Source organism: Streptomyces cucumeris, assembly GCF_024295805.1.
Taxonomy (GTDB): domain Bacteria; phylum Actinomycetota; class Actinomycetes; order Streptomycetales; family Streptomycetaceae; genus Streptomyces; species Streptomyces cucumeris.
Genome location: NZ_JANCLX010000011.1, coordinates 136,671 through 149,103, shown reverse-complemented (window position 1 = coordinate 149,103; position 12,433 = coordinate 136,671). Strand labels below are relative to the sequence as shown.

Sequence of the window (12,433 nt, the reverse complement as noted above, 5' to 3'; positions counted from 1 at the left end):
TCGATGTTCGCCGGACGGCAGCCCCGGGAAACATCCCGGGCGAAATATCAGTGGACCGGGTGGACTGGGGGGATGAGATGCACCGGATGCCGGTGATCCGCGCCGCGCTCGCCACGGCCACGGCCACGGCGCTCCTCGCGGGGTGCAGGGCGGGGTCGGTGACCACGGACGGACGGCCCCAGGACAGACCCCAGGCCCGGACGAGTACCAGCGCCCCCGCGCGGGACGCCCCGCGTCCGCACCGCACCTTCACCCACACCCCCCGGCCGGAGGCCGAGCGCACCCCGGCCCGGGCGCGTCCGGTGCGGCCGCCCGCCCATGTGCCCCGGCGGGACACCGCGCCCCGGGCGGCCCCGGTGGTGATCGCGGTGGGCACCAGCGGTGAGCGGGTGCGGGACCTCCAGGCGCGGCTGCGCCAACTGGGTCTGTTCGGGCGCAATCCCACCGGGTACTACGGCTCGGTCACCCGGGCGTCGGTCCTCTCCTACCAGCGCGGCCACGGTCTGGTGGCCACCGGTTCGGTGGACCGGCGCACCCTGGACTCGCTGCGCTCCCGGACCCGGCCGCCCGCGCGGGACGAGCTGTATCCGCCGACCACCCTGCCGCCGGCCGAGCCCGACCGGCGCTGTCTGACCGGGCGGGTGCTGTGCATCAGCAAGAGCAGCCGCACCCTGGCCTGGATGGTGGACGGGCGGGTGGTCTCCGCGATGGATGTGCGCTTCGGCTCGCAGTACACCCCGACCCGGGAGGGTCTGTTCCAGGTCAACTTCAAGAGCCGGGACCATGTCTCGACGATCTACCACACCCCGATGCCGTACGCGATGTTCTTCAGCGGCGGCCAGGCGGTGCACTATTCGGCCGACTTCGCGGCCCGTGGCTACGCCGGTGCCTCGCACGGCTGTGTCAACGTCCGGGACAAGAAGAAGCTCGCCTCGGTCTTCGGCCAGGTGAAGGCCGGGGACAAGGTCGTGGTCTTCTCCTGAGCGAAGGACCTCGGGGAGGTCCTTCGCGGAGGACCGGCGGGAGAGCTGGGAGAGCGGCGCGGGCAGGGCCGGGGGAACGTGCCCCGCCCGCGCCGGATGCGCGGAGCCGTCGGTACGGGGGGAACCTCGGCTCTCGCGCGGCCGATGACCAGTCGGCCCGTTTCTTACAGCGTCACCGTCGAAAAAAACGTCACACCTAAGATCTTGAGCGCTCAACCTGCGGTCGGACCGGCCGGCCGCCCGGCGTCCGGTCAGACCGGATCGCCGGTCACCGAGGCGGTGTCGGCCGGAGTGTCGGCCGGTGCGGACGGCGTCGGGGGCGGCGGCTCGGGGTCGTGGCCGCCGGAGCCCCCGGACCCGCCGTCGCCCCCGCCGGAACCGCCCGAACCGCCGGAGCCATCCCCGTCGGAGCCGCCGTCGCCCGAACCGTCGGAGCCGCCGTCGCCGTCCTGACCACCGTCGTCCTTGCCGCCGGAGTCATGGCGCGGCAGCTCCACCCCGCTGTCCAGCAGGAGCTGGACGCAGTAGCCGTGGAGGGTGGTCCGGCCCGCGGACTTCTTCAGCTTGTACAGCGCCCTGCGGTCCAGCCCGCTGGCGTCGCCGTACTCCGCGGACAGATAGCGGTGGCAGGCACGGAGGGCCCACGGCCCGGTGTGCCGCCCGTCGCCCGCGGAACCGTCCGAGGGGTGACCCTTGTCTCCCTTGTCACGGCCCGAGCCGCGGCGCCCGTCCTTGTCGTCCGGTGCGGTGGATCCCTGGCCGCCGTTGGCGGACGGATCGCTGGCATCGTTGTCGGTGGACCCGCTCGGACCGGGCTGCGGTGTGGTGGGGTCCCGGGAGATCTCGGGCTGAACCGGGTCACTGGCCGAAGGCCCGTCACCCGGCATGCTCACCGAGGGCGCCGGACCGCCGCCCTCCGTGAACGGGGTCGGCAGCACACCCGCCGCGGCCGCGACCGCGAAACCGCTGAGCGCACAGCCCGCCAGCGCGGCCACCATGCCCGCGCGCACCTGGCGGCGGGCACCGAACCGGCCACGGCGCAGCGCGCGCACAAAACCTTCACGTCCGGGGGTGGACCCTTCGGCTCCGGCGGCCGCCGCGGCGAACTCCTCACGGGCCGCGAGGAAGGCGGACACGGCCGCGTCCTCCCCGGGCAGCGGGGTCGCGCCGGGTCCGGTCACCGGGCGGGTCGCCTCGGCCACGGCGGAGAGCACGGCGGCCAACCGTTCCGCTTCGGCGCACGGCTGATGCCGGTCATCGGTGACACTCTGCTGCCCCTCGACCGGTTCCCCGCTGAGCAACCGCTCCGCGGCACTGTCATCCAGCCAGCTATAGCGGTGGTCTTCGGCCATCACATGTCCTTCTGCGTTGGCGCGCACGAATCCGTCACACCCGCAGACTTCGCTACCCCCGAGTTGGTTGCCTCCCCGGACGACTCCCGTTGCACGGGAACCCCGTCCAGAACGGCCGGATCACCCCCCGCCCGGGGGTCGATCAGATCGGCCAGCCGCCGCAGTCCGCGGTGGGCGGCGGTACGCACCGCGCCGGGCCGCTTGCCGAGCACCGTGGCCGCGCTCTTCGCGTCGAGTCCGAGGACCACCCGCAGTGTCACGGCCTCGGCCTGGTCCTGCGGAAGCTGCGCGATCAGCCCGAGCGCCCGGCCGGTGCCCAGGGCCTCCATGGCCTCGCCCGCGGTGTCCGCCTCCGAGGCCCGGGTCGCCAGCTCCGTCTCATCGCCGCCGATCGCGGGGCGGCGGCCGCGCATCCGTATGTGGTCCAGCGCGCGGTTGCGGGCTATCCGGGCCGCCCAGCCCCGGAACCGGTCCGCGTCTCCACTGAAACGTTGCAGGTCGCGAGCTATCTGGAGCCACGCCTCCGAGGTGATGTCCTCCGCGTCACCGTCGCCGACCAGGGTGCGTACGTAGCCGAGGAGGCGAGGGTGCACGGACCGGTACACGGTCCGGAAGGCGGTCTCGTCCCCGTCCTGCGCCGCACGCACCGCGGCGGTCAGTTCCGCGTCGTCCCCCTGCTGCACGCTCTCTTCCTGCCCTCGGAGGTTCTGAGGTCCGCGCTCGCCGGCGATGGATCAGCCGTGGCCGTACGGCGGGTACGGCTGGCCGGGACCGGGAGGGCCCGGCGGCATCTGCGGCGCACCGTACGGCGGCTGCCCCTGCGGCGGGACACCGTACGGCGACGGCGCGCCCGCACCGTAGGGTGCCGGCCCGCCCATCGGCCCCACCTGCGGGGGCAGCGCCGCGCGCTGCTCCTGCATGGCGGTGATCTGGCGGACCAGCAGCAGTCCCAGGACCGCCGCTGCCATCAGGACCACGAGCGCGAACATATCGAAGGCGAGGATGTCATGCAGACTTTCGACGTCTTCCTTCGCCTCCGAGAAAGAAGGGGAGTAGCTGTCACTCTCGATCTTGCCGCGGAGGGCGCTGTAGCGGATGCTGCCGATGCTGTTCATGACCATGGCGACGATCCAGGTGACCCACCAGCCGTTGAGCAGTCCGCGGTTGGCCGCGTGGGGACCCTGCGGGGAGCTGGCGCGCCAGATGTCGTTGGCGATCTGCTTGGGGAACCACAGGTTCACCACCGGGGTGAACCAGGCACCCGCCGCCCAGCCGGGGCTGAACCGGTGCGCACCGGGTGCGAAGACCTCGGCATTGAGCCGGAGCCTGCGGAACCAGACCGCCCAGACCACCGCGAGCGCGATGGTGAGCAGCACATAGAGGACCCAGACGCCCGTGAAGAAGTCATCCGCGTCGTCCAGGTCCTTCCGGGTGACCGACTCGCCGTCGAGCATGTCGCCGATGACGGACCACTGGCCGCCGCGGGCCACCAGCACCAGAATGAGCGCGGGGAGCGCCACCGCGAACAGCACGGTGAGCGTGGTCGCGAGACCGCGGCGCAGATCGACGCCCCCGGTGGGCATTCCCATCGCCGGTGCGACGGGATAACCTCCGGGCGCCTGAGGCTGCTGGTACTGCTGCTGGAACGTTCCGCATGCGGCACAGCGCCCGTCGGGCCCGACGGCGACAGCGCGGCAGCTCCCGCACGGATACATGTGAGTCCCCCTGGGGACGTGGCCCGCACCAGGCCACGTACGAGATAAGCAATTGACCGCGCCCAAAGCGCGGACCTGCACGTTACGGGCATCCGCCCGGTCCCGTCCAGAGCCGAAGGGGCCCCCGGACGCGCTCCGGGCCCCCTGGGTTTCATGCCCGCCAAAGGTGTGACGCATTCGAGGCGTGCGACGCTGTAGGGAGTAAGGGCTCCACGCGGGCCCGCGCTGGACGGCGGTCGGGGCCTCTCCTGTGGGGGGTGGCGGCCCCGGCCGTCCTTCCTTCTCCTGCTGTCTCCCGTGCTCTCTACACGCCCAGCCGATCGGCCAGCTTGCTGAAGTCGGCCCAGGTCAGCGGCGGTGTTCCGGGATACCAGAGTCGTTGGGCGAGCGCCGCGAGCGGCAGTCTGATGCCCTGGGCGACCTCCGCCTGGGTCTGCGCCTCGGGGTGGTCGGACCAGATCGCGAAGCGTGCGCCGAGCACCCGGTCCGGTCCGGTCAGCTTCTTGTCGGCGACCGGCTTGGTGCCCCGCAGGGTCCCGGGCGTCCAGTCCTCGTAGATACGTTCGCCCGTGGGGTAGAGGAAGCCGTTGGGCTCACCGAGGACGTAGTAGAGGTACTCGGAGTTGAGGTTGACCAGATCGCGTCCCTCGCGCAGATACTCCTCCGGCTGCCGGGCAGGCCACTTCAGCCGCCCCGTCCAGTACTCGACCTCGATCCTGCGGTCGGGGGTGACCACGCCCCCGGTGAAGAAGCCGTCGTTCCACGCCTTGGGCTGTTTGCCCAGTTCACGGGCGACCGCCGCCCGGTCGTTCAGCCAGCCGGTGGCCAGGTCCTGGACTTTCGCCTGGGATCCGTACTTCCGCTCGGCTGCCTGGGCAAGCTGCGGGAACGACGCCTGCGGGTCCTTCACGGTGAGCGCCATGTACTCATCGGCGCCCAGGTGCCAGTAGCGGCCGGGGAACAGCGGGGCATACTCGCGCATCAGCTCGTCCACGATCCGCGCGGCAGCCGGATCGGAGATGTCCACCGCGCCCTCGAAGCTGGTCCCGGAGGCGTTGCGGAGCTGGAGGCCGGGGTGGGCGGCGATGACCGCGCCGAGGTGGCCGGGCGAGTCGATCTCGGGGATGACGGTGATGTGCAGCCGCTGGGCGAGGGCGACGATCCTGCGGACCTCGGCCTTGGTCAGATGCTGCTGGGAGACGATCTCGGGGTGGCTGCTGCTCTGGATGCGGAACCCCTGGTCGTCCGAGAAGTGCAGACCGAGCTGATTGAGCTTGAGGTCGGCCATCTCGCGCAGCCGGGCCTCGATCCAGGAGGCCGTGTAGAACTTACGGGCGATATCGAGGTTGAGTCCGCGCTGGGGACGGCCGGGCCGGTCGTGGATCACGCCCGCGGGCACCCGGTCACCGGAGCGCAGCGCCTGTTTCACGGTGCGGGTGCCGTAGAAGACACCGGCGTCGGCGGCGCCGGTGATCCGCGCGCTGCCGTCCTTGACGGTCAGGGCGTAGCCCTCGCAGCCACCGCTCTGCCCGGGTTTCAGCGCCAGGGAGAGATCGCCGCGGTGCGGCTTGCCGGACACGGCCTTGATCCCGAGCTCATCGGCGATCATCCGGGCCTCATCGGCGAGCGGGCCCTTGAGGTCGGCCACCACCCGGCTGTCCCGGCCCGGCCGCCAGCCGGATCCCGTCCCGGGGTCGAATCCGCGGACCGAGGGGATGGTGCGGGGCGGGTTGGACGGCGCCTTGCCGGGCGCCGAGGCCGAGGGGGACCCGGCCGGGGTGCCGGACGGGGCCTCGGACGAGGAGGAGCCTGGCTGCTGACAGCCGAGCGCTATCAGGACGAAGGTCGCGGCGGCACCGGCGACGGTGCCGCGGACGCATGCGGCCCTGGTGATCCTCCGGGGCATTCCCATGGCGCAAACCTCCTGTTTCAGGCGTAATCCGCCTCGCGCCTCGACATGCCGTCCACTCCTCACAACAAAACGTCCCCGTACGGGTGAATTTACGCTCTCTGCGGCACACCGGCCTGTTCACATCGTTAGCGTGAGTCGCTCACACCCCGAACACAGGCCCCTCATGTACCCCTGTCACGCCCTCTACGTCTTCCAGTCCTTTCTCACTCCACACCTCATGCCGCCCCCTTGAACCGCTCGCCTCATGCGCCCCCGCCACGCGCGTCCAAGGAGCCCACGCTGCCCAGGTCCAGGTCCAGGTCCCGCGACCCAGTCCACAGCCTCGACCGGCTCAACGCCGCCACCGCCGAGGCGGCCGAGGAGGCGCTGCTCGCCTGCTGCGGCAGCCGCCGCTGGGCACGGCTGATCGCCGGCCACCGCCCGTACCCCGATCTGGACGCGCTGCTCGCCGCCGGGGACGAGGCCAGCTACGACCTCACCACCGCCGATCTGGACGAGGCACTGGCCGATGAGTCGATGGTCGGCCATCCGCTCCCGGCCGCCGACAGCCTGGGCACCCTGGCTGCTCACACCGCGCTACGAGCCGCGCACGCCGAGTACGAGCGCCAGTTCGGCCATGCCTTCGTGATCTGCCTGGACGGCCTGGGCCCCGACGCGATGCTGGACCGGCTGCTCACCGGGATCCGCACCCGGCTGGGCAATGAGCGCGAGGTGGAGCGGACCAACACCGCCGAGGAGCTCCGGCGGATCGCCCGCGGTCGCCTCGCCCGGCTTGCCCGTGGTCGCGAGGTATGCCGTGAATCCTGCGGTTCCGGGCCCCCTGATCGGCCGTACGTGCCTCTTTGATCACACCTGGGCACCCCCGGGCGGAGGAACCGACAACACGTCGCTACGATGGCCAGGGCCGGTGGACCGTACCCGGCCGGGCCAGACCGACAGTGAAGCCGGCAGGCCCCAATCCCCGCTTCCGGAGGGTTTTCCGTGCCGGCTGGAACGCTGTATCGCGGCCGGGAAGGTATGTGGTCCTGGGTGGCTCATCGAGTCACCGGCGTCCTCATCTTCTTCTTCCTGTTCGTACACGTCCTGGACACCTCGCTTGTCCGTGTGTCTCCCGAGGCCTACGACGACGTGGTCGCGACGTACAAAAATCCCATCGTGAACCTGATGGAGTACGGCCTCGTCGCCGCCATCCTGTTCCACGCCCTCAATGGTCTGCGCGTCATCGCCGTGGACTTCTGGTCCAAGGGCCCGAAGTACCAGCGTCAGATGCTCTGGTCCGTCGTCGGTATCTGGGTCGTGCTGATGGCCGGGGCCTTCTACCCGATCCTCCAGCACACGCTGCGCGAACTGTTCGGGAGCTGACGCATGTCCGCCGAGACCACCACCCCCGCGAACGACGCGGTCAGCGCGTACGACGTGGATCACCCCGCGCCGGTCATCGAGCCGCCGCGGGCCCGCACCCGCAAGACGCCCAAGGCGACCCGCACCAATTTCGAGATGTACGGCTGGCTCTTCATGCGCCTGTCCGGCATCGTGCTGGTCGTCCTGGTCCTGGGCCACCTGCTGATCCAGCTGGTCCTCGACGGCGGCGTCTCCAAGATCGGCTTCGCCTTCGTGGCGGGCCGCTGGGCCTCGCCGTTCTGGCAGGCATGGGACCTGATCATGCTCTGGCTCGCCACGCTGCATGGCGCGAACGGTCTGCGCACGGTCATCAACGACTACGCGGAGCGGGACAACACCCGCCTGTGGCTGAAGGCGCTGCTCTACACGGCGGCAGGATTCACCATCGTGCTCGGCACTCTGGTGATCTTCACCTTCGACCCGAACATCCGCTAGGCCCCGGGGCTGAGGTATCCACATATGAAGATCCACAAGTACGACACCGTCATCGTGGGCGCCGGCGGCGCCGGTATGCGCGCGGCCATCGAGTCGACCAAGCGCAGCCGCACGGCGGTGCTCACCAAGCTCTATCCGACCCGCTCCCACACCGGCGCCGCCCAGGGCGGCATGGCCGCCGCCCTCGCGAACGTCGAGGAGGACAACTGGGAGTGGCACACCTTCGACACGATCAAGGGTGGCGACTACCTGGTCGACCAGGACGCCGCCGAGATCCTGGCGAAGGAGGCCATCGACTCGGTCCTGGACCTGGAGAAGATGGGCCTGCCGTTCAACCGGACCCCGGACGGCACCATCGACCAGCGCCGCTTCGGCGGTCACAGCCGTAACCACGGCGAGGCCCCGGTCCGCCGGTCCTGCTACGCCTCGGACCGCACCGGCCACATGATCCTCCAGACGCTGTACCAGAACTGCGTCAAGGAGGGCGTGGAGTTCTTCAACGAGTTCTACGTCCTGGACCTGCTGATGGCCGAGGTCGACGGGGTCAAGCGCACCGCCGGTGTGGTCGCCTACGAGCTGGCCACCGGTGAGCTGCACGTCTTCCAGGCCAAGTCCGTGGTCTTCGCCTCCGGCGGCTGCGGCAAGTTCTTCAAGGTGACCTCCAACGCCCACACCCTCACCGGTGACGGCCAGGCGGTCGCCTACCGGCGCGGGCTGCCGCTGGAGGACATGGAGTTCTTCCAGTTCCACCCGACCGGTATCTGGCGCATGGGCATCCTGCTGACGGAGGGCGCCCGTGGTGAGGGCGGCATCCTCCGCAACAAGGACGGCGAGCGCTTCATGGAGAAGTACGCGCCGGTCATGAAGGACCTCGCCTCGCGTGACGTGGTCTCGCGCTCCATCTACACCGAGATCCGCGAGGGCCGCGGCTGCGGTCCGGAGGGCGACCACGTCTTCCTGGACCTCACCCACCTGCCGCCGGAGCAGCTCGACGCCAAGCTGCCGGACATCACCGAGTTCGCGCGGACCTACCTGGGCATCGAGCCGTACACCGACCCGATCCCGATCCAGCCCACCGCGCACTACACGATGGGCGGCATCCCCACCAACGTCGAGGGCGAGGTGCTGTCGGACAACGACACCGTCGTCCCCGGCCTCTACGCCGCGGGCGAGGTGGCCTGCGTCTCCGTGCACGGCGCCAACCGCCTGGGCACCAACTCGCTGCTCGACATCAACGTCTTCGGCCGCCGCGCGGGCATCGCCGCCGCGGAGTACGCCGCCACGGCCGACTTCGTCGAGCTGCCGGAGGACCCGGCCGGGCTGGTCCACGCCCAGGTGGAGAACCTGCGCGACGCCACCGGCACCGAGCGGGTCACCGAGATCCGCAAGGCGCTCCAGGAGACCATGGACAAGAACGTCATGGTCTTCCGGACCGAGCAGACGCTCAAGGAGGCCGTCGAGGAGATCGGCCACCTCCGCGCGCGTTACAAGAACTGCAGCGTCCAGGACAAGGGCAAGCGGTTCAACACCGACCTGCTGGAGGCCATCGAGCTGGGCAACCTGCTCGACCTGGCCGAGGTCATGGCGATCTCCGCACTGGCTCGCAAGGAGTCGCGCGGCGGTCACTACCGCGAGGACTACCCGAACCGCGACGACGTCAACTTCATGCGTCACACCATGGCGTACCGCGAGGTGGGCGCGGACGGCTCGGAGTCCATCCGCCTCGACTACAAGCCGGTCGTGCAGACCCGCTACCAGCCGATGGAGCGTAAGTACTGATGAGCACCCCCACGCTTGAGAAGTCCTCGGAGGCCCCGGGGGCGAGTGACGCCACCGCCGCGCACCTGATCACGGTCACGTTCCGGATCCGGCGCTTCAACCCGGAGATCTCGGACCAGGCGGTCTGGGAGGACTTCCAGTTCGAGATCGATCCCAAGGAGCGCGTCCTCGACGGTCTCCACAAGATCAAGTGGGATCTGGACGGCACCCTGACCTTCCGCCGTTCCTGCGCCCACGGCATCTGCGGCTCCGACGCCATGCGGATCAACGGCCGTAACCGGCTGGCCTGCAAGACGCTGATCAAGGACATCAACCCGGAGAAGCCCATCACGGTCGAGGCCATCAAGGGCCTGACGGTCCTCAAGGACCTGGTCGTGGACATGGAGCCGTTCTTCCAGGCGTACCGCGATGTGATGCCCTTCCTGATCACGACGGGCAATGAGCCGACGCGCGAGCGCCGGCAGTCCGCCGAGGACCGCGAGCGCTTCGACGACACCACCAAGTGCATCCTGTGCGCCGCGTGCACCTCCTCGTGCCCGGTGTTCTGGAACGACGGCCAGTACTTCGGCCCGGCGGCGATCGTCAACGCGCACCGCTTCATCTTCGACTCGCGTGACGAGGGCGGTGAGCAGCGGCTGGAGATCCTGAACGACAAGGACGGCGTCTGGCGCTGCCGCACCACCTTCAACTGCACCGAGGCCTGCCCGCGCGGTATCGAGGTCACCAAGGCCATCCAGGAGGTGAAGCGCGCGCTGATCACGCGTCGCTTCTGACCTCCGCGGTCCCGCACCACGCAGACGGCGAGGGCCCTGCACTCCACCCGGAGCGCGGGGCCCTCGCCGTTTCCCGGGCTCCGTCTGCACCCGTCTATTTCTGGAGGCCGTCCCATCCCCAGCGCGGAGTCGGACCCGGGTCCCCCAGATCCGCGTCGGCGGGCTGCCCGGACACGCTCTGAGCGATCCCGGCGCCCCACCGGAAGTACTCGGTCACCTGGTGGCGCAGCCGAGGATCGGGCGGCAGCTCCCGCTCCACCGCCCGGCTCATCAGCTCCACCCAGCGGTCGCGCTGTTCAGGCGTGATGGACCGCCCCACATGGCTGCGCAGCAGTCCCTGGTGGCCGCCGTGCTCCTCGGTGAACGCGGCCGGTCCGCCGAACACCTCGGCGAGCCAGACGGCGACGTGCTCGCGGTGGGTGGCGGTGAAGTCCGCGAAGACCGGCGCCAGCAGCGGGTCGGCCAGGACCTCGGCGTAGAAGGCGTTGCTGAGCCGCCGCAGCGCGGGCAGTCCGCCCACCGCCTCGTACAGGGACGGCTCTCCCGTGGTCCCCCGTGCGCCGGTCATGGCGTCTTCTTCTCGTTCTTGCCGTTGTCCCCGTTCTTCCCGGAGACCACCACGGTGCGCTCGTAGTGCTTCATCTCCTCGATGTCGCCGATGAAGGGGCGGACCGAGTCGAGGAAGGGCCCGAAGAGCGGGCTGCCGCGGAAGCCCTGGAGATGGTCCTCGACCGAGGTCCACTCGATGCGCAGGATGTAGCGCTCCGGCTCCTCCACCCCGTGCGCCAGCTCGTAGGCCAGGCACTCCGGGGACCGGTCGAGCTGTTCGGCGGCGGCCGTGTACGCCTCCTCGAACGCGGTGCGCCGTTCGGGGTCCTCGATGCGGTAGCGGATGTATTCGACGGTCACAGCCTGCTCCTTCGTCGGTGGGGTGTGACCCCGTCACGCTAGGAGCGGACCACGTTGATCAACAAGCGCAACTTGTTGTCGGTCCACAAGCCTTGCTTGTCACGGGAGTTGGGTGGTACCGGAGACACGGAGCGGCCGTAGCATGCGGTCCCATGGAACCCGAGCTGCGACAGATGCGGTATTTCGTGGCCGTCGCGGAGCGGCGCAACTTCACCCGCGCGGCCGATGATGTCTTCGTCGCGCAGCAGGCACTCAGCCAGCAGATCAAGGCACTTGAGCAGAGCCTCGGGGTACGGCTGCTGGAACGCACTTCGCGCCGCGTCGAGCTCACCCCCGCGGGAGCGGCGTATCTGGCCGACTGCCGCAAGGTGCTCGCGGCCGCGGCGCGGGCCGGGCGGCGGGCCCGGGCGGTGGCGGCCGGGGAGGCGGGGCGACTGCGGGTGTCGTACACCCTGACCTCGGTGTATGAGACGGTGCCGCTGCTGGTCGACCATCTGGCCGAGACCTGCCCCGAGTTGACGGTGGAGACGCGGGAGATCTTCGCCTCCGATGTGTGCGGTGCGCTGCGGGACGAGCGCTGCGATGTGGCACTCGCGCCCGCGACCGCCCGGCCCCGCGGAATCGTCCAGCGCACCGTGCGGTGGGAGGAGTTGAAGGTCGCGGTGAGCGAGTCGCATCCGTTGGCCGGGGCTCCGGCCGTGGATCCGGCGCTGCTGCGGAAGGAGACGTTTCAGCTGTGGCCCCGGGAGATGTCCCCGGGGTACTACGACACCGTGGTCGGGGTGTGCCGGGAGGCCGGGTTCGAGCCGGTGCTCGATCCGGCCGCCTCCGGCACCAACGCCTGGGCGCATATCGCCGCGGGCCGGGGCGTGAACCTGGTGGTGGCCTCCCTGGTGCGCCATCTGCCGCGCGGTATCGCGCTGGTGCCGCTCGCCGAGCCCCGGGCCGGCCTGGCCATCGAGGCGGTCTGGCGGGCCGATTCCTCACATCCCGCGGTCGACCGCTTCCTCGACGCCCTCGCGCTGCTCGGTGAACGCCATGCATGGCTGCCGCCCCCCTCCGGCTGAGCGGGCGCCTGCCAGGACTCCCCTGCTCGTCCTGGTCGTACCCACGTTCCGCGGGAACCTCCGCGTTCCGTTCCGGCCCAGGACGACTGCCCCTTTCCGGACACGGG

General features: G+C 70.3%; 13 protein-coding genes. 7 read left to right on the top strand and 6 right to left on the bottom strand.

All coding sequences use genetic code 11. The annotated features are described in order from the left end of the window. Positions 1 to 86: 86 nt before the first annotated feature. Positions 87 to 983 (top strand): L,D-transpeptidase family protein, encoded by an 897-nt coding sequence (locus tag NMK44_RS18775; protein WP_374215297.1) that lies wholly within the window; start codon positions 87 to 89, stop codon positions 981 to 983. Between the two features lie 251 nt (positions 984 to 1,234). Here NMK44_RS18775 and NMK44_RS18770 read toward each other — a convergent pair whose 3' ends face one another. From NMK44_RS18770 to NMK44_RS18755, 4 genes are all read right to left on the bottom strand, one after another. Further along, a complete protein-coding gene (locus NMK44_RS18770; RefSeq protein ID WP_254744508.1) occupies positions 1,235 to 2,335 on the bottom strand; it encodes a hypothetical protein in 1,101 nt (366 codons plus the stop codon). Further along, entirely contained in the window at positions 2,335 to 3,018 is a 684-nt protein-coding gene (locus NMK44_RS18765) for an RNA polymerase sigma factor (RefSeq protein ID WP_254744505.1), read from the bottom strand. Before NMK44_RS18765 ends, NMK44_RS18770 begins: the two co-directional genes overlap by 1 nt. 51 nt (positions 3,019 to 3,069) lie before the next feature. Further along, positions 3,070 to 3,924, bottom strand: coding sequence for a DUF4328 domain-containing protein (locus tag NMK44_RS18760; protein WP_254744503.1), 855 nt, complete (start codon positions 3,922 to 3,924; stop codon positions 3,070 to 3,072). A gap of 430 nt (positions 3,925 to 4,354) precedes the next feature. Continuing rightward, positions 4,355 to 5,962 carry a beta-N-acetylhexosaminidase gene (locus NMK44_RS18755; protein WP_254744501.1) on the bottom strand — a complete coding sequence of 536 codons (1,608 nt, stop codon included), beginning with the start codon at positions 5,960 to 5,962 and terminating at the stop codon, positions 4,355 to 4,357. A gap of 228 nt (positions 5,963 to 6,190) precedes the next feature. Between NMK44_RS18755 and NMK44_RS18750 the strand changes: the two genes are divergently transcribed. The 5 genes from NMK44_RS18750 to NMK44_RS18730 all read left to right on the top strand — a co-directional run bounded on the left by NMK44_RS18750 (position 6,191) and on the right by NMK44_RS18730 (position 10,350). Then, positions 6,191 to 6,808, top strand: coding sequence for a 2-oxo-4-hydroxy-4-carboxy-5-ureidoimidazoline decarboxylase (locus NMK44_RS18750; protein WP_374215296.1), 618 nt, complete (start codon positions 6,191 to 6,193; stop codon positions 6,806 to 6,808). Positions 6,809 to 6,943: 135 nt separating this feature from the next. Next, entirely contained in the window at positions 6,944 to 7,324 is a 381-nt protein-coding gene (gene sdhC, locus NMK44_RS18745) for a succinate dehydrogenase, cytochrome b556 subunit (protein WP_176182458.1), read from the top strand. 3 nt (positions 7,325 to 7,327) lie between these two features. Further along, a complete protein-coding gene (locus NMK44_RS18740; RefSeq protein ID WP_254744499.1) occupies positions 7,328 to 7,798 on the top strand; it encodes a succinate dehydrogenase hydrophobic membrane anchor subunit in 471 nt (156 codons plus the stop codon). Between the two features lie 24 nt (positions 7,799 to 7,822). After that, entirely contained in the window at positions 7,823 to 9,577 is a 1,755-nt protein-coding gene (sdhA, locus tag NMK44_RS18735; protein ID WP_254744497.1) for a succinate dehydrogenase flavoprotein subunit, read from the top strand. Then, positions 9,577 to 10,350 (top strand): succinate dehydrogenase iron-sulfur subunit, encoded by a 774-nt coding sequence (locus NMK44_RS18730; RefSeq protein ID WP_254744494.1) that lies wholly within the window; start codon positions 9,577 to 9,579, stop codon positions 10,348 to 10,350. The genes sdhA and NMK44_RS18730 overlap by 1 nt, the downstream gene beginning before the upstream one ends. Before the next feature lie 94 nt (positions 10,351 to 10,444). On the opposite strand, the gene NMK44_RS18725 is transcribed toward NMK44_RS18730, so the two are convergent. Next, positions 10,445 to 10,918 carry a group II truncated hemoglobin gene (locus NMK44_RS18725; RefSeq protein ID WP_254744492.1) on the bottom strand — a complete coding sequence of 158 codons (474 nt, stop codon included), beginning with the start codon at positions 10,916 to 10,918 and terminating at the stop codon, positions 10,445 to 10,447. Next, the gene (locus NMK44_RS18720) at positions 10,915 to 11,259 is read right to left on the bottom strand and encodes a putative quinol monooxygenase (protein ID WP_254744490.1); all 345 of its coding nucleotides are present in this window, start codon (positions 11,257 to 11,259) and stop codon (positions 10,915 to 10,917) included. Before NMK44_RS18720 ends, NMK44_RS18725 begins: the two co-directional genes overlap by 4 nt. Positions 11,260 to 11,411: 152 nt before the next feature. On the opposite strand from NMK44_RS18720, the gene NMK44_RS18715 reads away from it, so the two are divergent. Then, positions 11,412 to 12,326, top strand: a complete 915-nt coding sequence (locus NMK44_RS18715) for a LysR family transcriptional regulator (RefSeq protein WP_254744488.1) — start codon at positions 11,412 to 11,414, stop codon at positions 12,324 to 12,326. The last annotated feature ends 107 nt before the right edge of the window (positions 12,327 to 12,433 follow it).